The organism is Nostoc sp. (assembly GCF_036917155.1).
GTDB lineage: Bacteria > Cyanobacteriota > Cyanobacteriia > Cyanobacteriales > Nostocaceae > Nostoc.
In genome coordinates, this window is the sequence record NZ_JBALDZ010000089.1 from 43,969 (window position 1) to 66,799 (window position 22,831).

The 22,831-nt window shown below is 43.3% G+C and carries 18 protein-coding genes, 1 tRNA gene and 3 pseudogenes; 14 read left to right on the top strand and 8 right to left on the bottom strand.

Annotation, left to right across the window (positions count from 1 at the left end; translation table 11 throughout):
- The first annotated feature begins 181 nt into the window (after positions 1 to 181).
- The 3 genes from V7K67_RS13140 to V7K67_RS13150 all read left to right on the top strand — a co-directional run bounded on the left by V7K67_RS13140 (position 182) and on the right by V7K67_RS13150 (position 3,295).
- Positions 182 to 454, top strand: coding sequence for a GlsB/YeaQ/YmgE family stress response membrane protein (locus tag V7K67_RS13140; protein ID WP_334706446.1), 273 nt, complete (start codon positions 182 to 184; stop codon positions 452 to 454).
- 850 nt (positions 455 to 1,304) lie between these two features.
- Positions 1,305 to 2,135, top strand: coding sequence for a metallophosphoesterase (locus V7K67_RS13145; protein ID WP_334733030.1), 831 nt, complete (start codon positions 1,305 to 1,307; stop codon positions 2,133 to 2,135).
- 326 nt (positions 2,136 to 2,461) lie between these two features.
- Positions 2,462 to 3,295 (top strand): metallophosphoesterase, encoded by an 834-nt coding sequence (locus V7K67_RS13150; RefSeq protein ID WP_334733031.1) that lies wholly within the window; start codon positions 2,462 to 2,464, stop codon positions 3,293 to 3,295.
- Positions 3,296 to 3,899: 604 nt separating this feature from the next.
- On the opposite strand, the gene V7K67_RS13155 is transcribed toward V7K67_RS13150, so the two are convergent.
- The 3 genes and pseudogenes from V7K67_RS13155 to V7K67_RS13165 all read right to left on the bottom strand — a co-directional run bounded on the left by V7K67_RS13155 (position 3,900) and on the right by V7K67_RS13165 (position 5,804).
- Positions 3,900 to 4,625: a hypothetical protein gene (locus V7K67_RS13155; RefSeq protein WP_334733032.1), complete on the bottom strand. Its 726-nt coding sequence runs from the start codon at positions 4,623 to 4,625 to the stop codon at positions 3,900 to 3,902.
- A 298-nt stretch (positions 4,626 to 4,923) separates the two neighbouring features.
- Positions 4,924 to 5,028: pseudogene (locus V7K67_RS13160) on the bottom strand (WD40 repeat domain-containing protein); the annotation flags it as partial.
- A gap of 164 nt (positions 5,029 to 5,192) precedes the next feature.
- Complete coding sequence (locus tag V7K67_RS13165) at positions 5,193 to 5,804, bottom strand: J domain-containing protein (protein WP_334733033.1); 612 nt, start codon at positions 5,802 to 5,804, stop codon at positions 5,193 to 5,195.
- Positions 5,805 to 5,829: 25 nt separating this feature from the next.
- Between V7K67_RS13165 and V7K67_RS13170 the strand changes: the two genes are divergently transcribed.
- Both V7K67_RS13170 and V7K67_RS13175 read left to right on the top strand, forming a co-directional pair.
- A complete protein-coding gene (locus tag V7K67_RS13170) occupies positions 5,830 to 6,918 on the top strand; it encodes a tocopherol cyclase family protein (protein ID WP_334733034.1) in 1,089 nt (362 codons plus the stop codon).
- Between the two features lie 33 nt (positions 6,919 to 6,951).
- Positions 6,952 to 7,025 (top strand) — tRNA-Arg (locus tag V7K67_RS13175).
- Here the strand turns inward: V7K67_RS13175 and V7K67_RS13180 are convergent.
- Positions 6,994 to 7,299 (bottom strand): hypothetical protein, encoded by a 306-nt coding sequence (locus V7K67_RS13180; protein ID WP_335166874.1) that lies wholly within the window; start codon positions 7,297 to 7,299, stop codon positions 6,994 to 6,996. The two genes, V7K67_RS13175 and V7K67_RS13180, sit on opposite strands and share 32 nt — an antisense overlap.
- A gap of 222 nt (positions 7,300 to 7,521) precedes the next feature.
- Between V7K67_RS13180 and V7K67_RS13185 the strand changes: the two genes are divergently transcribed.
- Positions 7,522 to 8,091: a YdcF family protein gene (locus V7K67_RS13185; RefSeq protein WP_334708495.1), complete on the top strand. Its 570-nt coding sequence runs from the start codon at positions 7,522 to 7,524 to the stop codon at positions 8,089 to 8,091.
- A 466-nt stretch (positions 8,092 to 8,557) separates the two neighbouring features.
- The gene (locus tag V7K67_RS13190; protein ID WP_334708494.1) at positions 8,558 to 9,721 is read left to right on the top strand and encodes a GuaB3 family IMP dehydrogenase-related protein; all 1,164 of its coding nucleotides are present in this window, start codon (positions 8,558 to 8,560) and stop codon (positions 9,719 to 9,721) included.
- Between the two features lie 256 nt (positions 9,722 to 9,977).
- Here V7K67_RS13190 and V7K67_RS13195 read toward each other — a convergent pair whose 3' ends face one another.
- Complete coding sequence (locus tag V7K67_RS13195) at positions 9,978 to 11,276, bottom strand: ABC transporter substrate-binding protein (RefSeq protein ID WP_334733036.1); 1,299 nt, start codon at positions 11,274 to 11,276, stop codon at positions 9,978 to 9,980.
- Between the two features lie 152 nt (positions 11,277 to 11,428).
- On the opposite strand from V7K67_RS13195, the gene pilM reads away from it, so the two are divergent.
- From pilM to V7K67_RS34375, 5 genes and pseudogenes are all read left to right on the top strand, one after another.
- Positions 11,429 to 12,535: a type IV pilus biogenesis protein PilM gene (gene pilM / locus V7K67_RS13200; protein WP_334708492.1), complete on the top strand. Its 1,107-nt coding sequence runs from the start codon at positions 11,429 to 11,431 to the stop codon at positions 12,533 to 12,535.
- A 4-nt stretch (positions 12,536 to 12,539) separates the two neighbouring features.
- On the top strand, positions 12,540 to 13,316 hold the full coding sequence (locus tag V7K67_RS13205; protein WP_334708491.1) for a PilN domain-containing protein: 777 nt from the start codon (positions 12,540 to 12,542) through the stop codon (positions 13,314 to 13,316).
- Positions 13,313 to 14,077 (top strand): pilus assembly protein PilO, encoded by a 765-nt coding sequence (locus V7K67_RS13210; protein ID WP_334733037.1) that lies wholly within the window; start codon positions 13,313 to 13,315, stop codon positions 14,075 to 14,077. The genes V7K67_RS13205 and V7K67_RS13210 overlap by 4 nt, the downstream gene beginning before the upstream one ends.
- A 167-nt stretch (positions 14,078 to 14,244) precedes the next feature.
- Positions 14,245 to 16,686, top strand: a complete 2,442-nt coding sequence (locus V7K67_RS13215) for an AMIN domain-containing protein (RefSeq protein ID WP_334733038.1) — start codon at positions 14,245 to 14,247, stop codon at positions 16,684 to 16,686.
- A gap of 194 nt (positions 16,687 to 16,880) precedes the next feature.
- Positions 16,881 to 17,107, top strand: a pseudogene (locus V7K67_RS34375) (RNA-guided endonuclease TnpB family protein); the annotation flags it as partial.
- A gap of 83 nt (positions 17,108 to 17,190) precedes the next feature.
- Here V7K67_RS34375 and V7K67_RS13225 read toward each other — a convergent pair.
- A complete protein-coding gene (locus V7K67_RS13225; RefSeq protein WP_335166878.1) occupies positions 17,191 to 19,404 on the bottom strand; it encodes a phosphoketolase in 2,214 nt (737 codons plus the stop codon).
- 536 nt (positions 19,405 to 19,940) lie between these two features.
- Positions 19,941 to 20,102, bottom strand: coding sequence for a hypothetical protein (locus V7K67_RS13230; RefSeq protein ID WP_334731514.1), 162 nt, complete (start codon positions 20,100 to 20,102; stop codon positions 19,941 to 19,943).
- Here V7K67_RS13230 and V7K67_RS34380 point away from each other — a divergent pair.
- A pseudogene (locus V7K67_RS34380) lies at positions 20,071 to 20,214 on the top strand (IS701 family transposase); the annotation flags it as partial. The gene V7K67_RS13230 and the pseudogene V7K67_RS34380 overlap by 32 nt on opposite strands.
- Positions 20,215 to 20,308: 94 nt before the next feature.
- On the opposite strand, the gene ctpA reads toward V7K67_RS34380, so the two are convergent.
- Positions 20,309 to 21,553, bottom strand: a complete 1,245-nt coding sequence (gene ctpA, locus V7K67_RS13235; RefSeq protein ID WP_335166880.1) for a carboxyl-terminal processing protease CtpA — start codon at positions 21,551 to 21,553, stop codon at positions 20,309 to 20,311.
- Between the two features lie 405 nt (positions 21,554 to 21,958).
- Here ctpA and petB point away from each other — a divergent pair, with 405 nt between their 5' ends.
- Positions 21,959 to 22,606 (top strand): cytochrome b6, encoded by a 648-nt coding sequence (petB, locus tag V7K67_RS13240; protein ID WP_179064867.1) that lies wholly within the window; start codon positions 21,959 to 21,961, stop codon positions 22,604 to 22,606.
- Positions 22,607 to 22,831: the final 225 nt, after the last annotated feature.

The window sequence follows — 22,831 nt, forward strand, 5'->3', positions numbered from 1 at the left end:
ACCTACTAGGAGCTTTTTTTTAATTGACTATTTACCTCAATTGAGCTATGTATCAAAAACTCAGTAGCAATTAAACTATTCCTTATGGATATTCATAATTAATTCTGATGATAGATTGAGTAAAAAATGAAAATAGTTAATATGTATTTGTAAGTCAAAAACGTTTACCCAACTAATAACAATGAATATTCTTGCTTGGATTGTTTTAGGTCTAATTGCTGGTGCGATCGCAAAAGCTATCTACCCTGGTCATCAAGGCGGCGGAATTCTCGGAACCATATTGTTAGGAATCATCGGTGCTTTTGTTGGCGGCAGTTTAGGTGTATTCTTTAGTACGGGAACCTTAGCTCTAGCAGCACCTACTTTTAGCATTCCAGGTGTCGCAGTAGCAGTTCTTGGTGCAATTGTCGCAGTTTTCTTGTGGAACTTGTTAACCAACCGCAGTGCTGTATAAAAATAAAATTGCGGACAATGAGCAATGAAGATTTAGCAAATTCATTTAACTATTTTTAACTGTGAATTAAATTAAAAAAATAGCGCCACCCTAATTATAGGTAGGCGTTATTTTTTGTTTTTCTCCCTCTCCACACCGTCACCCTAGGAAGTTATCAATAAACGGCAAGAACAACTAATTGAGAAACTGAAACAAGTTTGGCGTTTACAGTAGTAAATTGCACGTGCATAGACCCATAGCGCAAAGTCGAAGACACTCTGCTTTCGAGCTTGTTGTTAGACATCGCATCCCAAATTATACATAAATTTGGAAAGCGATATATTCTCTGCCACACGTTACGCATAGCTTGCTTTCTCGTAGAGTTGATGGGGAGCATCTCACTTTTGTAAAAACACGTCTGCCCTAGCAAATGGAATTCGCGGCTATAAGAGACTTTACCCACCTTTCCTTCTCTACGAGAGGCTGCGCCAACGGAACGCTACGAGAAGTGGGTTGCAAATTCTTTGAGTCCGCGTAGGCGGCCTACCCTTCTCCTTCAGAGACGCTACGCGAACGGGAACGCCAAGGGCGAAGGTTTGTGTAGCCGCGATTTCTAATCGCCTGGTATATTTGCAAAGGTGAGATGCTCCCTTACAATGGGCTATGCCTACGCACACTAACTTTCATATTAATTTAGTATTTTTTTACAAAAAAATTTAGTAGTAAATTTGTTTTTAATTTGAATAAGTATAAATACTATAAAATCTACAGCTTTCATAAAATTTTCAATAAGTTGCATTGGTCGCTGCACACAAACCGACAATGTTTAGTTAAGCTGTAAGCGCTATGATTGAAGTTTATTGAACGTCTTATGCACTGGTTGTTATCTGGGCCGTTGAGTACAGAGGAATTGACGGTTAACATTGCAGGGTTGCCTGCATCGTTACAGGGTAAGAAGGTAGTGCAATTGTCAGATTTTCACTACGATGGTTTGCGGCTGTCGGAGGATATGCTAGAAAAAGCGATCGCAGTTACTAACGAAGCTGAACCAGATTTAATTTTATTAACTGGTGACTACGTAACTGACGATCCGACACCGATTCATCAACTGATACTTCGACTCAAACATCTGCAAAGTCGCAATGGTATCTATGCTATTCTTGGCAATCACGATATATATCACAAACACGCCAAAGCAGAAGTTACAAAAGCCCTCACTAGCATTGGTATTCACGTCCTTTGGAACGAAATTGCCTATCCACTAGGAAAAGAATTGCCACTCGTTGGACTGGCGGATAGTTGGTCACGGGAATTTCACCCTGCACCAGTTATGAACCAACTAAACCCCGACACACCCTGCATCGTTTTATCCCACAACCCAGATACGGCGGAGATATTACAAGCATGGCGAGTCGATTTACAATTATCTGGTCATACGCACGGCGGTCAAATCGTGATTCCTGGAATTGGCCCTGCGGCGTTGCTTTACGAAAAGCTTGCAAAAAAAATACCCAGAAAAATCCGGCGTCTAATGCCATTTTTGGAAGTCAATGTTTCTGTAGTTGACCATTGGGAATGGGCGCAGGGTTTCCATCGGCTAGGAAAAAATCAGCTATATGTCAATCGTGGTTTGGGAACTTACCTCCCAGGACGCTTATTTTGCCGCCCAGAAGTTACTATAATCACCCTAGAAGGTGGGTAGGTAATTCAAAATTAAAAATAAAAGAACGCAATCACAGCAGGTATTCTGGGCTAATATTGCGGTTCCCACTCAAACGCGGTACAAAATTATATCGCAAGGTGTAGGGGCAATTCATGTAGACGCAAAGCAGCTTTCCGCAGGGTATTGCCCCTACGGGTGTACCTCATGTGAATGAGAACCGCTATAATGCTTAGTTTGATCGCATAACTTTGAATCAATGAATCAATTGTATCTGGAGTAGATGACATAAATTATTGCATTTTATCAAGTTACATTTTTATTTTTGGTAAGCTGTAAGCGCTGGTATGAGGAGTATCGGTTGGCTTATGCATTGGTTGTTTACGGGACATTTAAGAGTAGATAAAATAACGGTTAAGATTGCAAAACTTCCTGCATCTTTACAAGGTACAACGTTAGTGCAGTTGTCAGATTTTCACTATGATGGTTTGCGACTGTCGGAAGATATGTTAGAAAAAGCGATCGCAGTTACTAACGAAGCTGAACCAGATTTAATTTTATTAACTGGTGACTACGTAACTGACGATCCCGCACCAATTCACCAACTGGTGCTTCGACTCAAGCATTTGCAAAGTCGCTGTGGTATCTACGCCGTACTTGGGAACCACGATATCTATTACAGCCACTCTCAAGTAGAAGTTACACAGGCATTAACTAGCATTGGGGTGCATGTGCTTTGGAATGAAATTGCCTATCCACTAGGAAAAGAATTACCATTCGTCGGACTGGCTGATTATTGGTCACAGGAATTTTACCCCGCACCAGTCATGAATCAACTAGATTCTGTTACACCGCGCATCGTTTTATCCCATAACCCAGATACAGCCAAGATATTGCAACAATGGCGCGTAGATTTGCAACTATCTGGTCATACCCACGGTGGTCACATCGTAATTCCGGGTATTGGCCCTCTAGTATTTTATTACAAAAAGCTACTCAAACAAATTCCCAAAAAATTGCGGCGTTGGATAACATTTTTTCTGGGAGACTGTTCTAAAGTAGTGCGATATTGGGAGTGGGCGCAAGGGTTTCACAAGGTAGAAGAAAATCAACTATATGTCAATCGTGGTTTAGGAACTTACCGCCCAGGACGTTTATTTTGTCCGCCAGAAGTGACTGTAATTACCTTAATTAGTGATTAGTCATTGGTCATTGGTCATTGGTCTAAATAAATTACTAATGACAAAGGACAGCCTTTGCTGGTCAGAGTGCAATTTGAATGCATAACACTCAAAGCAGAAACCGCCTAAAGCTACGATGGATAAATGTCAGCAGCTTGGGGCGGTTTCTTGAAGATTAGAGAATTCAGGAGTAAATAATTTAAAATTTGGTGGACAGTATTCGCAATCGCTATACTCAGAATTGCACATCCTAACATTCCAACTAGGCAGGCATTTTCTGGCAGTGCGTTTTAAAACCTCCAAAACAACTCATTGAACTTAAGGCAAAATACATTTAATGGATGCCACAACTTCGGAGCGATGTCTACGACGGGCCATGCCTACGCGATAACATTAGAGCAGGAGGCACAGGCTCTAACTTGGAAGTTTTATTTAACTTTTAACCTGTTTGTACCTTGGTCTTAATCTAGCATTGTGTTTGTTTAGCTACAACACACCTTTACTAAACTTGATTACCATTAATTTATCGCAATAATTCCGAAATATTGCTTAAGAATTATCCCACTTGTTATGTATTGGCATGAATACCAACATTATCAAGTGGGCTGAAAGTTCAGAGAAGCCATTATTGACCAGAACTACTTGTAGTCGCATCACCTGCGGTAGAAGAACCACTATTAGATGTACTGTTTGATTGGTCTACTCCTTGAGGTGGAGTGGTTTTAGAGCTATCACTTTTCGTACCTGAACTATCGTTCTGTGAAGTCGGAGTATTAGTAGTTGGACTCGTCGCCGGACTTTGTGCTGCTTTCGGGGTTGGCTGAGTTACAGAAGGTGCTTTTTCTGCCGCAGGCTGTTGGGGTGGAACAGTAATGTTGATATCCGGTTGGCGAGGTGCAGGTTGAGGCACAGCCTGCTGTTGTGGAACAGGGACAGCAACAGGTATTTCCCTAGTTCTTTCGATTATCGTCGTTTGTGGTTGAGGAGATGCACTACTATTACTCGGCACAGGAGCCACGACCGGCGCAGTATCGTTAACCGCCGCGTCATTCTGCTGGTTGAAGTACCAGACCCCACCTACAACCAAACCCAGCAGGGAAGTAACGATAATACCCAACAACAAACCACCACTAGCATTGTTATTGTCACGCTCGGCTAAATCAGCTTGGTATCTACGCTCAGTATTTCGACCTTGTACGTAACCATTAGTGTAAGAATTGGGGTTAGCTACGCTGTTCTTGACTGTTTCAGTGGTTCGCGTCAAGTCAGTGTGAGTATTACCATTAATATCAGTGTAAGATTCTTGTCTGACTTCACTGTTTTTGCTTTCGCGTTCATTGGGAATAGACATAGCTGTTGATTTCACTCCTCAGTACGATATTGACAAACTAAAGCTTTTTATGAGTTAAAAAATGTATGTTGCTGATAAAATTTGAGTTTTATTTACTACTCAATTGTTGGTAATTATCAGAATAACTTCTGCGATCAAACAAGTGGCTCTATCTCCAGTAAGTTAATATTTAATCTAAAGAAAGAGTATCCCAAAGATGAATGCTATTAAGCTGTCAGATGATGGTTTGATAAAACAATCTATTAATTTACTGAAATCATTCATCTAAGTTTTTAATTTGTCGTTAAATGTCGCATCGCCAAAGCTTGATTGTCATATCTCGACTACCACTAACAAGGGTTTTGCCATCAGGACTGAAAGCGACAGAGTTAACCCAATCTGAATGGTTGCCCAGCGTGTAAAGTTCTAGGCATCTTACCCATTTTGTATGACCAGTGAGAGTATGTAGACGCGATAAATCGCCGTCTCTACAATAATCAGTTCCTTGTCTTGACGGCGATTTATCGCGTCTTTGTGATCTAGAATTTTCATCAAAAAACCTTAACCGAACCGTATTGATAGTGATTCTTATCTCCAACGCCGATTTAGCCGCAGTAAACTTTTTATCCTCTCACAAAATCTTTCTACCAAAGGTCTAGGTTTTGATACATATCTAGGCGATCGCGATACACGCCCAGCACCCGGATTTCTTAACTCTTCTTCTATTTGTGCAGCTTTATTTAAATCTGAAGCGGCTCTATATTCGTATCCCAGTTGAGAACAAACTAGCCCCCGATACTTATATGCTTCAACATAGTGAGGATTGAGACGAATTGCGTGGGTAAAATCTGCGATCGCATCTTCATATCTTCCTCTAGTAGCATTCTCTACCCCTAAAGTATAGAAAGTTTCTGCATCCCAACGATTGACAGATATTTTTGGGGGATTTTTAGGCGAAGATGAAGAGGGATTTTCAGGAATGGGAGGCTCAGATGGACTTTCAGATTTGAGCTTGTTGTAAGCTGCATTGATTGATTTAATTTTTTCTTCAGCTTCCTGCTTTTGCTTTTGGTCAACAAAGCGATCGGGATGCCAAATTTTTACCAGTTTACGGTAATTTCGCTTCACCTGTGCTTGAGAAGCACCGGGTTCTAGCCCAAGAATTTCATAAGCATCATTGATATCGAAGCAATCGCGCATACTGAAAAAATCGGCAACTATATCTATGTTAACTATTCCCGTAAATTCTCTCCAAACCCCCCATTCTGGTTATCACTGGGATGACACTAGTCGCCGCTTCTTTGAAGGCTGGTATTACCGCGTGACGCTACCGGAAATTGGACAAACATTCGCCTTTATGTACTCCATTGAAGACCCCATCGGCGGTAAACCTTACAGTGGTGGTGCAGCCCAAATCCTCGGCCCGAATGATGAATATTTATGTCGTACTTTCCCTGATGTGAAGAAATTTTGGGGTAGTCGAGATGTCCTGGGTTTAGGTCATTGGGGTAAAACAGATTTGCAAGTTTCTCCCCTATACCTGCTACCAGCGGAGTTTGAGCATCATGTTCAAGAAGGCTATCAAGCTACAGCCACCTTGAATCAGGGAATAATTCGCGATCGCGCCACCAATAATTATTGCCGTTGGCAGTATGAAATTCAACCAGTATACGGTTGGGGCAATCAAAATAGCATTCAGCAATCAACCGCAGGCTGGCTGTCATTCTTGCAGATTTTTGAACCAGGATGGCAAATTTTGATGGCTCACGGTCTAGCCAGCGGAAAAATTGACTGGAATGGTAAAATCTATGAATTCACCAACGCCCCAGCCTACGGCGAGAAAAATTGGGGTGGTGCTTTTCCGCAAAAATGGTTTTGGATAAATTGCAATTGCTTTGAAGGCGAACCCGATTTAGCATTAACTGCTGGCGGTGGACGGCGGGGCGTGCTGTGGTGGATGGAATCTGTAGCGATGATTGGCTTGCACTATCAAGGCAAGTTTTATGAATTCGTTCCCTGGAATTCCCAAGTAAATTGGGAAATTCAGCCTTGGGGTAGATGGCAAATGAAAGCCAGTAACTCCAATTACGAAATTGAATTGACAGGAACCACTCATCTATCTGGTAAACCTCTACGTGCGCCCACAGCGGAAGGTTTAAAATACTGTTGCCGAGACACCATGCAAGGAAAACTAAATTTAGAATTACGAGAACTAAATGGGAGAAAATCTAAAATAATTCTCAAAGCAGAAAGTCTTCTGTGTGGTTTAGAAGTAGGCGGCGGCTCTTGGGATAATTGTTGGCAATCTCGCTAAAACTACTGCTACAATTATATATGCTTCGCAGTTGGGGTTGTAGCTCAGTTGGATAGAGCGGACGCCTCCTAAGCGTCAGGTCGTGCGTTCAAGTCGCACCAGTCCCGTTTTATTCAGGCGATTGCGTCCAGACATCGCGTTCATTCGACGTTTAGCGCTACGAGTGCCTTTTTGTTGGAGTTGACGACGAGTAACGTCTTTGAATACTTCCCCGCCCACAAGGGGACGGGGTTCAATACTGCGTAGGTTTTGGAATTTCTTGATTGAGGCAAGCTGTTCAATAGCCAGGGGAGAAATGGAGGCTGGCGTTGAGTTTTGCCTCCCCTGCTTCCCCTGCTTCCCCTGCTTATCCGAGCAGTATTGGGACGGGGTTTTACGCACGATTTATAAAGTGGTTACAACCCTTTGATGAATCGTCCGAGACAGGTTAGGATAATCCATCAATTAGAGGAAAAACTTCAAGCACGCTTAATCGCGCTGCAACACAAAAATCAACCAAATATAAATTTGGACAGATCCTTTGGAAGTTTGCTACTCTACTAGCAATTGTTTTTTTCTTCTAGTCAGAGAAATTTTGGATTGAGTAAATAAAGTTATTGAGCCTTGAATAAGCTAATTTTTACAGGTAAATCTTTTCGTTTTACGGCTTTTGCCCTACCGCTAATCATCTGGTGGGGATACAAAGAAGTACAAAACCAATTTGTACAGCCGCAAGCAGTTGTAGTGTTGGGTGGTTCAACGAAGCATTTAGAGCGAGAGAAGTTTACAGCAAAATTCGTTCGCGAGCATCCAAATATACCAATTTGGATTACAGGCGGTAGTCCACGTACATTCACCCAACGAGTGTTTACCAAAGCTGGTGTCGATCCTAAACGTTTACACTTGGATTACGAAGCAGTAGATACAGTTACTAATTTTACTACGTTGGTGGATGATTTGCAACGTCGTGGCATCAAGAGTGTTTATTTGATTACTTCAGACTTCCACATGCGCCGGGCCTGTGTCATCGGCGAAATTATTTTGGGTAGTCGGGGTATTTATTTAAAACCGGTGCCAGTTCCTTCAGAAAAACCTCCTGAATCTATCGAAAAATCTGTTCGCGATGGGGCGAGAGCAATACTTTGGTTAGCAACTGGTTACACTGGCGTGGATGCCGCTAAAAATAAACGGTAAATCAAATCAATTTCGGATTTTGGATTTTGGATTTGAAAATCTTCTGAATCTCAAGATTTATTGCTTTAAAACGATGCAAAATATTCCAATTTGGTGGCATTTAGGGAAATTTGGATGATCTTGACCTAAGTAAAGACAAGCAAAGAAACAGAACATATAGCATTACTAAATCATTCGTGAAAAATTAGATCCCCGACTTCTTTAAAGAAGTCGGGGATCTCGAAACCACGAATTTTCACAAATTCAGATAGGATTGCTATAATGTCAAGATTATTAGCATCAACTTAGTCAAACAAATAAACAACTTTTCCTCATTTGCTTCCTTGGTGTGTATTTTGCATCCACCAAAGTTTTGAGCCGCAGCTTAGACAGTTCGGAAATGTCTAGTGTAGTTCAGGAAAAAAACACTCCAACTTCCCCCACAATTTGATACCCTAGCTTAAACAGATTTGAGAAAATTTAAAGCGTGGAAATTCAACTTGGGCGGGGAAAAACAGCTCGCAGAGCTTACGGAATAGATGAAATTGCTCTAGCCCCTGGTAACAGAACACTAGACCCTAGTTTGGCAGATACTAAGTGGCGTATTGGCAATATTGAGCGAGAAATCCCGATAATTGCCAGTGCAATGGATGGTGTAGTAGATGTTCGTATGGCTGTACGTTTGTCACAGTTAGGAGCATTAGGTGTCCTCAATTTAGAGGGGATTCAAACTCGCTATGCTGACCCAGAGCCAATATTAGATCGAATTACCTCTGTAGGGAAAGATGAATTTGTTGCCTTGATGCAAGAACTCTATGCCGAACCAATAAAGCCGGAATTAATTGAACAACGTATTCAGGAAATTAAACAACAAGGTGCCATTGCAGCGGTAAGTGCAACTCCAGCCGGTGCAAGTAAATACGGTGAGGCGGTGGCAAAAGCTGGGGCCGATTTATTTTTTGTCCAAGCTACAGTCGTTTCTACTGCACATCTATCACCAGAGTCTTTAGTACCACTTGATTTAGCAGAATTTTGCCGTTCCATGCCCATCCCTGTGGTGTTGGGGAATTGCGTAACTTACGAAGTTACCTTGAATTTGTTGAAAGCTGGGGCGGCTGGGGTACTAGTGGGAATTGGACCAGGTGCAGCTTGTACTTCTCGTGGGGTGTTAGGTGTGGGTGTGCCACAAGCAACTGCGATCGCTGATTGTGCCGCAGCACGAGATGATTACTACAACGAAACTGGTAACTATATCCCCATTATTGCTGATGGCGGTTTAATCACTGGTGGCGACATTTGCAAATGCATCGCCTGTGGTGCCGATGGTGTGATGATTGGTTCCCCCTTTGCCAGAGCCACAGAAGCCCCAGGACGGGGGTATCATTGGGGTATGGCAACTCCCAGCCCTGTCTTGCCCCGTGGCACCCGCATTCGCGTTGGCAGCACTGGTAGCCTAGAGCAAATACTCCTTGGTCCAGCAGGACTAGATGATGGCACTCACAACCTTGTAGGAGCCTTAAAGACGAGCATGGGAACCTTAGGAGCGAAAAATATTAAAGAAATGCAGCAAGTCGAAGTTGTGATTGCGCCTTCCCTATTAACGGAGGGTAAAGTTTACCAAAAAGCTCAACAATTAGGTATGGGTAAGTAAAGGGATTAGGGAGATGAGGGAGATAGGGGAGAAATAATTAATCCCCAATCCCCAATTTACCATACTCAGTACTGAGTGCTGAGTAAAGAATATTGAATACTCAGTATTTTTGCACTATGTAAAAGCCCCGCCCGAAGTCAAGCGGAATCAACAATTCGTTTGGAGATTGATACCCCGCCTCTTGTGGCGCGGTCTTTCATCTCAGCACTCAGCACGGGCTAAACGCCCCGCTATCGCTAACGGAACTCAGCACTCTTCATCTCTGATTCCACTCTTGCGCTGCATCTTCTACAGCTTTATCTACAGTCTTCTCGCCTAACATTGCTGCTTGCAAGTTCTCATAAATTGCCTTTTGTAGTTTGTTAAAATCCTTCAAAGTAGGGGTTAATGTTTCTGCATGTTGTAGTTCTTTAGCAGTCAGAACTCGCGCTTTTTCTATGATTGAAGCATTAGCTGGAATATCTTTAAAGTAACTATCAGACAATGCTTTGATTGTAGAAGGTAGGACATTTGCAGCTTTAGCAAAGGCTAACTGATTTTCGTCATTGGTGACAAATAAAGCAAACTTCACAGCGCCGTCTGGCTGTTTAGTATCGCGGGGAATAACTATGTTCATTACCGCGACATTTTTCTTACCTGTGTCACCAGTAAGTTGAGGTGCTACTCCCGTAACTTGGGCAATCTTTGGGGCATTATTTGCGATCGTTTTCAGAAACTCTGGCCCAGAAGCTAGAAGGACAGTCTCACCGGATTGGTATAAATCGATCGCATGGCGATGTCCTTGGGTTAAAACCTCTTTAGGAAGCAACCCTTTTTTATACAAGTCTACCCAATATTGAAACGCTGCTTTCCCTTGTGCTGAATTAAACGCCGCTTTCCCATCAGCATCTATGAGATTAACTCCCATTTGCACGAAAGATTCCAGCACTTCACCGGAATCTTGCGGTACAAAAGTCACAAAAAAGGCATATTTCCCTGTCTTATCTTTAATTTGTTGGGCTGCTTGTGCTAATTCTCCGTATGTTGCAGGTACTTTATTGATACCTGCCTGTTTTAATAAATCAGTGTTATAAATGGTTAACCGTGTGGTGAGATACCAGGGAATCCCAAAACTCTTGCCATTCAGCGTGCTTACTTTCCAGATATTCGGCAGATAGGAGGAACGTACATCATTTGGGACTTTCGCATCTAAATCTAACCAGGCATTTCGTCCAGCAAGTTGGGAAGCAAAACCCGGATTGAGGTTAACTACATCAGGTGGCGTTTTTGCGGAGACAGCTGTTAATATTTTGTTCTCCATTGCTGCCCAAGGTATATCAACCCAGTTAACCTTTATACCTGGATTTTGCGATTCAAAATTTGCAATTAAGCTTTTGAAGTAGTCGGTAAATTGAGGTTGGAGTTGCATTGTCCAAAACTCAACAGTTGCCACTCCTGAAGTAGCTTGTTTTGTACTTTTACTAACATTACCTGTGCTGCAACTTACAATCCAAGTGGTTAATAAGCCAAGCAGTACCAAAGCAACAAGTTGTTTAAATTTTCGCAATTGAATCATTTTCCCAGTATTTTTACGCTTGATCAGTGTGAAAAGCTTAGACAGAATTGTTGAGATTATAGGCTAAATAAATTACCTGTAGAGACGTAATATATAGCGTCCCTATCACAATAAATTTAAATTTTCAATTTAGTAGTCCAGCGGGCACAACTGTGGTAAAAAGTTTCACTAGTCTGTTTGGCAAATCGAAAAAAGGGGTCGGCATTGAACTTGCTCCCGAACGGGTAAATGTAGTTCAGCTACGCAAGCAGGGTCAAGGCTTGAAACTAGAAACTTTTATATCGGTAGCAGTTCCAGAAGGCATAGTTACCGATGGTCAAATTACCGACCCTCCTGCAATGGCGCAATTAATCCAGCAGGCGCTAGCTGAGAGCAAAATCAAAACTTCTCGCGTTGCTACTGGTGTCCCAGGACGAGATTCTATCGTTCGGATCATACCAGTGCCAGCAGAGTTAGATGATAAAGAACTGCGAGAAATGGTGCTGAACCATGAAGCAGGTTTGTATTTACCCTATCCTCGGGAAGAGGCTGATGTAGATTATCAGAAACTTGGGTACTTTGTAGATGAAGATGGCATTGAAAAAGTACACGTACTCCTAGTTGCCACCCGTAAGGAGATCACGGATACCTATATAAGTACATTCGAGCAGGCAGGATTACAAATTGATGTTTTAGAAATTAACAGTTTTGCTCTAATTCGGACTATTCGCGAACAACTGCGACAATTTGGGCCGCAAGAAGCAGCAGTACTCGTTGATATCGAGTTCGATAGTACAGAAATCGCCATCATCGTTAACGGAGTGCCGCAATTTTCGCGCACAGTCCCAATCGGGACTTATCAAATGCAAACTGCCTTAGCAAGGGCAATGAGCTTACCCACATCACGAGATATGGAACTGTTACACGGAATGGTCATTCCCCAAACTTCCCTAGACGGCGGGAAAACTGGCGTTACTGAAATCGATCCTGGCATGGCTGCCATATTGAGAGTCTTGGGAGAACTAACGGATGAACTGCGCCGTTCCATCGATTTTTACCTCAATCAAAGTGAAAATTTGGAAGTAGCGCAGATTTTATTAGCTGGACCAGGAGGTGGATTGCAACAGCTAGATGAATTTTTTACTCAACGACTGAGCTTGCCAACCACCCAAATAGATCCAATCGGGGCTTTGTCTTTGGAAGTTGACACTGAGAAATATCCACAGGTACAACGCTCTGGTTTAGCGATCGTACTCGGTCTAGGAATGCGGGAGGTGTAACAAAATGTACAGCCTAGATGTTAATTTTCTTAAAGACCGCCCAGCATACCAGAAAAAGCCTGAGGGGAAGGGAGGAATAGCCTTCAAGTTTCCTACGGGGGATTTGACACTAGTGTATGTAGGAGTTGCAGTAGGTGTAGGTCTTCCAGCTTTACTGGGAGTTAGTTGGTGGTTATTGCAAGGAAAGATTGTGGAATTAGAGGGGACAATAGCACAACTAGATCAGCAAAGCAAAAAGTTAGATACAGAAATCGGAAATCTTAACAAAATCAAAGCCGAAACGAAGTCAGTTAAAGAGGAGACTCAAGCTTTAGTCACTGTATTTGACCAGATTCGTCCTTGGTCGGCAATGCTGCAAGATTTGCGCGATCGCATCCCAACGACAGTGCAAATCGAGAACATCAAGCAACTTCCGCCGATTCCGGCTGCAAAAGGAGAGCCAGCAAACAATCCCGCTGGGGGATTAGAAATTACCGGATTGGCTCGTTCTTTTAACGATGTCAATGATTTCTTATTGAGTTTACAACAATCTCGGTTCTTGAAGCCCACAGAAAGTAGAATTCTGACAGCAACGTTAGTAGATGCTCCCTTAAAACCAGATGTGGGTAAACCTCCTAATGGTGTAGTAATTAAGCCACCCCAAGTAGTTAAATACACTATCCAATCGACTATGAGCGATGTTCCAGCTTCAGAATTAATCCAGGAGTTGGAAAAAAAAGGCACAGTGGGGTTAGTGACTCGAATTCGTAGTATGCAACAAACAGGAGTCATTCTAAAATGACGCTGAGTGATGATTTAAATTTTGGCGAACAAGGTGGGGAATTCGAGCAGGCAACGCCAGCATCCCCCGTGGTCTTTGGTATTGCTTTTACACCAAAAATTATTGGGATTTTGGTGGGGGTAATTGGTTTAGGGATAGCAGGCTATATATTGGTAAGCCTGCTGATGCCAGCTTGGGAAAATTATCAGCAGCAGCAGGCCAAAACCTCAGAACTACAAGGGCAAATTGAGCAAAAAAAAGCCAATATCAAACAGATTGATAAAGTTAAAGACGAACTAGCGCAGGCAAAGCAGCAAAAAGTTCAGGTTTTAGGTTTATTTGCTAACGAAAAAAGCTTAGATACATTGTTGTTGGATTTGAACCGCTTAATTGAGTCTGGCAATACTCCAAACTCTATTAGTACGGTAAGAGCCAAACTAGATAAATTCGTGCCAGTTTCCCAAAAACCAGAAACTGTTGCTGATGGAAGTCTAGGACTACAGGTTGACAACAAGCTAAAACGCAGCAATATCAATGCCCAAATTACAGGAACTTATGAACAAACACAATCGATAATTCGTAACATTGAGCGGTTACAGCCTTTGTTAATAGTTAAAGATTATCAATCAACTTTGGCTCCAGCTGAAGCAATATCTCCATTAGATAAAACGCCAAAGCCAATAGGCCCAGCAGCGATTAATACATCATTCCAGCTACAGGTATTGATGCCACTTACTCCAGAAGAAATAGCAGCGGCGGCTAAAGCTGCCCCGAAAAAGTAGTTAAGAATGAGAAGTTAGGAGTTAGGAGTTAGGAGTTAGGAGTTAAGAATTATGAATTACGAATTATCATTCCTAACTATTCACTCCTAACTCATAACTATTCACTCCTAAGTCCCAACTTCTCATAATTGTTTGTAAACAAGGTTTTATCAGGTGAGGAATGAACTGTGAAACAGCTTCACGGTAATAATTTTATTTTAGGTACTGCCGCTTTCGTCTTTTTGGCAGCTCAACCAGTTTGGGCACAAATTAGTCAAGTGACTGATGTCCAGCTAAATCCCGTTGATGGTGGAATTAGCGTTGCTTTGAAAACTTCTTCAGGGTCGCGCCCCCAAGTTTTCACTACAAAAAGAGGCAAGGCTTTAGTTGCAGATGTTATCAATACTCAATTACGATTACCACAAGGTAATAGTTTTCGTCAAGATAGCCCAGCACCAGGAATTGCGTCTGTTGAGGTTAGTCAGCTTGATGCCAATAGCATCCGGGTAACGGTAACTGGTAGCAATAACACGCCTAACAGTCAACCTGTGGTGCGATCGCCAAATGGAATTACACTCAGCTTTAGTCCGTCGGCAGGCAATATAGCATCAGCACCTACGCCAACAGCACCAACATCCACAGCACCGCCTGTTACGACTCCAGCCCAACCTGGTCAAAAGCCAGGTGTTCTCGTTCCCAACCCTCAAGTCACCATTGACGGACAACCTGCACAAGCTGCTGGGCCAGGTCAACCTCTGAGTCAGGCTCCACCTTTCTTACCCAGAGCCGTCGCCCCACCAGTGGGAGATATTGCTATTTCTGCTACCGATGCTTCTCCTACCACTATTGACTTGGGAAGTCAGGAACGCGTTCCTCGCCTAGTGTTGCGAGATGCACCAGTGCGTGAGGTTTTGTCATTGCTTGCCCGTGCTGCTAATTTGAACTTGGCTTATATCGGAGGTGATCAAGGTGGTGCAGCAGCAGCACCAACCTCTCAAACAATCTCCCTAGATATAGAAAATGAGCCAGTGCAAGATGTGTTTAATTATGTCTTGCGTCTGAGTGGTTTAGAGGCTAATCGCAGTAATCGCACAATTTTTGTTGGGCCTAAACTACCCAATTCTACCCGTGACGTGGTTATGCGTAACCTGCGACTCAATCAGGTAACAGTAGGAGTTGCCGTCAACTTTTTAGTTGCCTTGGGAGCAGAAAGTGCCATCAGCCGAGAACGACAAGTTACCAGTGTTAGTGCTGTGGCTGTTGGGAATGCAGCTGCTCCCGTCACCCAAACTCAGACGACCACGGAAAACAGAGTTGAAACTCAACGCGTTAATTATACAGACTCTAGCCCATTACTTAGAGGTTTACAGGCATTAGGAGATGAGCGCACTAATTCTTTGACCTTGATTGGCCCTCCCCGACTAGTTGAGATGGCGATGACTCAACTAACTCAGCTTGATATCCGCCGTCGTCAAGTGGTAGTTAACGTCAAGATTATCGATGTTAATCTCAATAACACCCAGGACTACAACACTAGCTTTTCTTTTGGGCTTGGGAACAACTACTTCACTAGTGATGGTGGTGCCGCATCTCTAAATTTTGGCGGTTCCAGACCAGCTACTAGTGCTGAAGTAGCAAACAGTGTGACTGAGACACCTACTATTACGAATCCAATTACAGGAACGCCTTTTGTAAGTACCACCCAGTCTACGATACAAGGTGCTGGTCCAGGTACTACAATCGTTAACCAATCTGCAACTACACGAACGATAAATGGAGTTTCAGTTCCGCCAGGGGGCGTTGTTACAACACCCAACACAAATGCGACAACATTTCAACCAATTTCGCCAGCGTCGTCCAACGCATTACAACCAGGTTTCACAAGCATTACCCCGGCAACGAATAACATTCTAACTATAAATGCAGATGGGACTACAACTGTAACTCAAGGCACTGCTGGTACTGTAACATCTGCTCTCTCTTCTCTTTACCAGTTCCCCAAGCGGCTTCTCACTAGCCTGCAAGCTCAAGTGACAAACGGCAATGCGAAGATTTTGACTGACCCAACCTTAATTGTGCAAGAAGGTCAGCAAGCACTTGTCAATCTGACCCAGGAAGTTGTAGGAAACATAACCATCCAAACAACGGATACTTCTGGTGGTTCTAGGACAGAAAAAACAATTCAAAAACAAAAAGTTGGCTTAACCTTGAATGTGAAAATTGATCGGATTGACGATAATGGTTTCGTTTCTCTATCGGTTGCTCCTACTGTCAGCGCTCCTTCAGCCTCACAAGATACAGGAAATGGAAGTATTATTTTAGTGTCTGAACGCTCCCTTACTTCTGGCTTAATTCGCTTACGAGATGGTCAAACGCTCATTCTTTCAGGCATCATTCAAGACCAAGACCGATCAACTATCTCCAAGCTTCCTATTTTGGGTGATCTTCCCCTGATTGGTGCGCTGTTTAGAAAGACAAGTAGATCCAACCAGCGCAATGAGGTGATCGTATTGCTCACACCTCAAATTATGGATGACACAGAGAACTCCTCCTACGGCTATAACTACAACCCCAGTCCAGAGGTGCGGCAAATCCTTGAGCGTCGAGGTTTGAAGCTTCCTAGTAGGTAATAAAAGTAATGGGTAGGTGAGTCACCTCTCAATTAGACATCTGGTGAAAATGAATGTAGAGACGTAGCACTGCTACGTCTCTACAAGGACTCTGGATAACGCATATTTAATTTCTGGAGATGTCTATAGGGTTCGACTCAAGGGGAAAGGTTTTGAATACATCCTTTCCCCTTTTCCTTTTCCCACAAGAGTGGTTTTATGACAACTGCAAAAAGGGTATTCCAGGTTTAAAGGCGGAAAACGCGGTCTTGGGGTCTCCCCAAGTAGAGCGATTTTCCAAGACAGGGTATCTCAATTCCAGAAAGATTGTCGTTCTGTTGAATACAAGACATCAGGATGGAAGCTTTCAGATAATCGTAAATCCATAACTTTCAGTGATAAAAAGGGCATTGGAAGACTAAAACTCAAAGGTACTCGTGACCCAGAGTAATCCTGCATGAGCAAGTCATGTCTTAGATTCAAGAATCCCCGTCGCTTCAGCGCGGGGAGTGTCAAACCTTAATCCTAATGCACTAACCCAATCGCACGTTTCGTCAACGCTTCAGCAGTCAATCCATTAAACGCCATCAACTCACCAGCACTGGCTGTAGTTTCGCCACGTTTCCACGCAAAAGTATCACGCTTCGCTGTACTCCGCAACAGAATTGGTTCTAGCATCCCCGCCGCACCACCTGTCACCGCAATTAACGCATCACCATCAAATAATTCGGCAAATTTCGCATCATCCAAGAAACCGCCTTCGGGTTCAGAACAAGTATCCCAAGCAGTATCATGGCTACGGTACAATTGCCGAGGATTGATGACAGTAACTATCTTCACGCCAATACCTTCAGTTTCTAAGAAAGCAGCAGCCTCAAATACTGGTATTAATGTTAAATCGCCAATTACAGCAAATACAACTTGCTTATCACCAGCGACTTCATGTAATAGCACCGCACCATCTCGTAACCCTTGACGAGTTTGTTCTAAAGTGGTGCGAATTGGCAATGGCGACTTACTAGCTGTAATCACAATTCCCTTATTCTTAGTTTTCAACGCCCAGTCATAACAGGCTTGAATACTATTAGCATCAGGCGGAAATAATGGGAAAACATTTCCATTTCGCATCAACGAAGCAAAGTAAGCTTCAATTTCGGGACGTTGGTGAGTCCAACCGTTGCGCCCTTGCTCTAATGCGCCTGCTGTGAATAAAGTAATAGTCGAGGGTGTGGGACGGCGCAATTCTGCCATTGCTTGGGTGACAGTTTGCCAAATTGGTAATCCGTTGATGGCAAAAGATTCGTAAGAGCACCACAAAGTTCTCGCACCCATTAATGCTAAACCCGCAGCTAAACCAGCACAAGCATCTTCACTTAATGGTTCATAAACTTGTCCATTTGGTGCTTGATAATATAAATCGTCGGTTGTAGGGTGGATAATCTTTAATGCTTGGTTGATGTTGGCAATTCCTGATGCTTCGTTGCCATCGGCGTTGGTGACAAGGAAGTTCTGATCTTTATTTCCCACTATTCCTACCAATCGTCCCATCGCGGTTGTAGAAACTTTGGGTTCACCACCAACTGCATATTCTTCTAAAGGTAATTCGCCTAAATCTGGTAATGGTAATTCAAATTCTGTCACCACAGTTTTTGCTGCTGGGCCACCACCGGCGCGTTCGGCATTTGTTCTGACTAATTGCCAAGCTTCCGCAGACAAAGCACGGGTTTGTAATGCACTGATAATATGCGGTGCATCTAGCGTATCTTTAGGATAGAGGTTGTGAGATTTTGCCCCCCGCGCGTGGACTCCTGCACCTTTGAGTTGTTTAATAATAAAGACGGTAAGTTTACCACCAAGGGACGATCGCGCTGCTTTATCCACACCGGAAAGTACTGCTTGCGTAAATGCTAGGCGTTTCTCAAAGGAAAAGGCGGTACTATCAACGTAATCCCCTAGCTGGTTTTGATCGTCAAAGTCTTTGGCATCCACTAACACCACTTCATCAAAACCGTTACCTTGCCAATATGCCTGCATCTGTGCATTGGTTTTTAGGGAAACCATGCTGTGATGTTCTTGGCTGTAACCGTTCCACACCAATATCGGTAAAAAGTTGGTGACAGCAGGATAAGCTGTATGGAAATGTGCGATCGCACTGACAATATAAGGCTCACCCAATCCACCATCCCCAACTGTAAAGGGGAATAACTTATCTTTGTGTAACAGTGCAGCCGCCATTGCAAAGTGTTGTCCTTGTCCCAAAGGCCCCGCAGGTGCGAGAATACCGGGGATGTAACCAGAAAGATGCCCTAAAAGTCCGTGCTTTTCTCGGAAGCGATCGCGCAATTGCTGGACTGTAAAAATTCCCATGTCCTCTAGCGAACGATCCAAGAACATGGCACTATAAAATCCAGGGGCGTGGTGTCCGACTTCAGTAATAATGTTCTTGTATCCCAGCATGACAAGAGATGCGTAAGCCTCTGCTTGGCTGGCGAATCCGCCGGGATGCCCAGAAGCCTTACTAGCAGTAACTTGTAAAGTCAGGTAGCGTAAAGCATCGGCAGCCAGTAAAGTTTGATATACAGCATTTGGTTCTGTGGGAGATGCGATCGCTATTTTGCCCGACTCAATAGCAGGTGTTGCACCATAAGTTTCAAAATCTGGTAACGCTTCACCAAAATATTGAATCCCTTCACAAAAATCGGGAAGCGCTGAAGATGCTTTTGGTGTTGTTGCTGTCATGCTGATTACCTTGTAAGGATGAAATGAAACGGTAGATGCTCGTTGAAGTTAACAAAAATTTTACATCCTTAGGGTTATAACAGTTTATTAGTGTTTTGCAGTGCTAGAGATAAATAGTTTCAATCAGTGAAAACTTATCAGACCTATGATCCATCGGTGAGAGGTTAAGATAATCTTACTTTTGTCAATTAGAAATTATGCTTAAAATTTGGAAAGAGCCGAGGTATGAAGTTAACTGTTGTACTGAAATTATGGGTTAAGAATAAATGATGCGTATCAAGATGACGCGTAGGCAAAGCCCAACCTAGGCATCGCCCAATCAAAAATTCTGTTTCTAACCCCGATTTCAGCAATATTTTAAGTACTATTGCTTATTGACAAATTGTATCTGACCTTAACCTCTCACAAATGCCTATGATCAAGCTTGGAGTCTAGACTACCGCAATATAAAATGACTCAGGAACACTGAATTTTTGATATTTAGCAATCCTATTTGATTTATGAAAATCGAAAGGTTCAGACTACAGCGCTTCAAGTTAATTGTTACAAGCAACCCGAGCAATATCTCCAATTATCGTCCCTTCAGGATATCCACCGCCACCAGGTAGCCAATCAAATTCATAATAGGGAGATTGGAGATCGTAGGGCTGACAGGAGGCGATCACAGCCTGCCCTATTTTAGTCTGGCTTAGGCTCAAAGATTTAGCTTATAAAACAGGTCAAACAATTTATCAAATTAAGCATGGATTGCTATCAAATTATTTAGTTCAGCAACTAAAACGTCCGAATGTTCCCATGTTTATCACCTAGTTGTTTGGTGCGCGGCGCGGCTACACCGCGCCATTGCTTGTGACAGTTGCATGAAGAGTGCTGAGTTCCGTTAGCGATAGCGGGCGTCTCTCCTTTAAGCCTTTCCCGCCACCACCGAGTTTTTAACCAAAAGTTCCACTGCTGCTTGATATTGCAGATCCGCTTCGGTACCAATCTGTTCGCGGTTAATGGCTGGTTGGGAAATAACCTTATCTGGCTTAATACCTAGTTTGTTAATATCCCGATGTTGGGGAGTTTCATACTTAGCAATTGTGACTGCCAAGCCCGAACCATCTGATAATTCAAATAAAGATTGAATTAAGCCCTTGCCAAAAGTGGTTTCGCCTACCAACTGGGCGCGATCATTATCTTGGAGTGCGCCGGCGAGAATCTCACTGGCACTAGCAGTTCCTTGATTCACCAAAATCACCAGAGGATCTTTCGTCAGGGCTGGCCCAAGGGCTTCAAAACTTCCCTGAATGCCTTGTCGGTTAACAGTGTAAACGATAGTGCCGGAGTCTAACCACAGACGGGCAATTTCAATTCCTGATTGCAATAACCCTCCAGGATTATTTCGTAAATCTAGAATGTAGGCAGCAGCGCCTTTTTTTTCTAGACCAGAAATAGCGTGTGCCAATTCTGTGGAAGCGTTGGCATTAAATTGTGTAAGACGTAGGTAGCCAATGGGTGTACCCTCAGCAGAAACACGCAATTCTGAAACCACAGGGTTTAGAGCAATGCGATCGCGCGTTAGTCTAATTTCCGTTTCTGGCTCTCCATCCCGTTCGATCAGGAGAGTCACAAGGCTACCACTCGGCCCGCGCATTCTGGTAGCAGCTTCATCAAGGGTAAGATTTTTTGTAGAAACGCCCTCAATTTTGAGAATGCGATCGCGTGGTCGAATCCCTGCTTTATCTGCTGGTGAACCGGCGATGGGAGCTACTACTTCCAAATTCCCAGTCTCAGGATTCAAGGCAATTTGCAATCCCACCCCAGTCAGTTCCCCAGAAGTATTGACCTGCAAGCTGCGGTACTGTTCTGGATCTAAAAAGCGGGTAAAAGGATCGTCGAGGCTCTTGAGCATCTTCCCAATTGCCTCATAACTGGCATTTGAGTCTGCTAGTGGCTTCTCCAGAACCTTTTGCTGCACAGTTGCCCAGTTTTGATGATTAAATGTCTCATCTAGATAAGTGCGATTAACAATTCGCCAAACTTCCGAAACCAGCTTTTGTTCCGTCGTCAAAGCTATCGCCGGCTGAGTAAGCGTACCCAACGCCAAGCAAAACGCCATGAACAATGAAAATCCAACCCGAAAGACTTGTTTATTCATGAACCCCATTATCAATTCCACCTCAACCCAAATTGCCTAGAAATGCCCACTTCCCCTGTTGTTGATGAAATCTATCTCTCGATTATGTTACTTTTTTTATAGAAGTGGTGCATTTTTCTCATCAAGTTGTTCAGTCAACTGATGCATCGTATCCACTCACCAAAGGATAAAATCTACTTTGTGTCCACCATTTTGTGTGTAGGGGCGTAAAGAGATCGCAATATATTCCATCTTTACAGAGTGTAAAGTTTCTGAAGTCTCTTAGCACACCAAAAGCTGAAAAGCAAACAAAAAACTCCCCTTTACGAAAATCCCAAAATTGCTAATTGGGAGAGAAGTCTGAACAAAGGCTTCTGCCGATTCAGAACTTCGGGATTTATCAACCGCAACCGACTTTTAGGAACTTGAGATTGTATGGCCAACGTTTACGACTGGTTTGAGGAACGCCTGGAGATTCAGGCACTCGCCGAAGATGTCACTAGCAAGTACGTCCCTCCCCACGTCAATATCTTTTACTGTCTGGGTGGAATTACCCTGGTTTGCTTTCTCATCCAGTTTGCCACTGGATTTGCCATGACATTCTACTACAGACCAACAGTCACCGAAGCTTTCTCCTCAGTACAGTACATCATGACTGAAGTAAACTTCGGTTGGCTAATTCGCTCCATCCATCGCTGGTCTGCCAGCATGATGGTATTGATGATGATTTTGCACGTCTTCCGGGTTTATCTCACAGGTGGTTTTAAAAAGCCCCGCGAATTGACTTGGGTAAGTGGTGTGATCCTGGCTGTAATTACCGTTTCCTTCGGAGTCACCGGCTATTCCTTACCTTGGGATCAAGTTGGCTATTGGGCTGTGAAAATCGTTAGCGGTGTACCAGAAGCAATTCCCGTGGTTGGTGTTCTGATCTCCGACTTGCTACGCGGCGGTTCTAGTGTTGGTCAAGCAACACTAACCCGTTACTACAGCGCCCACACCTTTGTACTGCCTTGGTTGATTGCAGTCTTCATGCTGTTTCACTTCTTGATGATCCGCAAGCAAGGCATTTCTGGGCCTTTGTAATCTCAGCTATTGGCGAAAGGCAACATTTGTCAGTTTTCAGATGAAGTTGTTTGTTTTAAACTTATGAAACACAAGAAATTAATGGCACATAAGTTCTAAAAAACAAATACTTGTATCTGGAGCCGAAAGCTGTAGAAAACCTCCAAGTGGCTGACTGTAGATAGACAAACGCTGTTCGCCGCCTGCTGGTTGCCTAGTAGCTGATAGCTTTCACAAATGCTTTAA

What these genes read in the sequence shown, in the direction of transcription:
- V7K67_RS13140 (WP_334706446.1), top strand. Translation starts at nt 182, where the DNA reads ATGAATATTCTTGCTTGGATTGTTTTAGGTCTAATTGCTGGTGCGATC.
- V7K67_RS13145 (WP_334733030.1), top strand. Translation starts at nt 1,305, where the DNA reads ATGCACTGGTTGTTATCTGGGCCGTTGAGTACAGAGGAATTGACGGTT.
- V7K67_RS13150 (WP_334733031.1), top strand. Translation starts at nt 2,462, where the DNA reads ATGCATTGGTTGTTTACGGGACATTTAAGAGTAGATAAAATAACGGTT.
- V7K67_RS13155 (WP_334733032.1), bottom strand. Translation starts at nt 4,625, where the DNA reads ATGTCTATTCCCAATGAACGCGAAAGCAAAAACAGTGAAGTCAGACAA.
- V7K67_RS13165 (WP_334733033.1), bottom strand. Translation starts at nt 5,804, where the DNA reads ATGCGCGATTGCTTCGATATCAATGATGCTTATGAAATTCTTGGGCTA.
- V7K67_RS13170 (WP_334733034.1), top strand. Translation starts at nt 5,830, where the DNA reads ATGTTAACTATTCCCGTAAATTCTCTCCAAACCCCCCATTCTGGTTAT.
- V7K67_RS13195 (WP_334733036.1), bottom strand. Translation starts at nt 11,276, where the DNA reads ATGATTCAATTGCGAAAATTTAAACAACTTGTTGCTTTGGTACTGCTT.
- V7K67_RS13205 (WP_334708491.1), top strand. Translation starts at nt 12,540, where the DNA reads ATGTACAGCCTAGATGTTAATTTTCTTAAAGACCGCCCAGCATACCAG.
- V7K67_RS13210 (WP_334733037.1), top strand. Translation starts at nt 13,313, where the DNA reads ATGACGCTGAGTGATGATTTAAATTTTGGCGAACAAGGTGGGGAATTC.
- V7K67_RS13225 (WP_335166878.1), bottom strand. Translation starts at nt 19,404, where the DNA reads ATGACAGCAACAACACCAAAAGCATCTTCAGCGCTTCCCGATTTTTGT.
- ctpA (WP_335166880.1), bottom strand. Translation starts at nt 21,553, where the DNA reads ATGGGGTTCATGAATAAACAAGTCTTTCGGGTTGGATTTTCATTGTTC.
- petB (WP_179064867.1), top strand. Translation starts at nt 21,959, where the DNA reads ATGGCCAACGTTTACGACTGGTTTGAGGAACGCCTGGAGATTCAGGCA.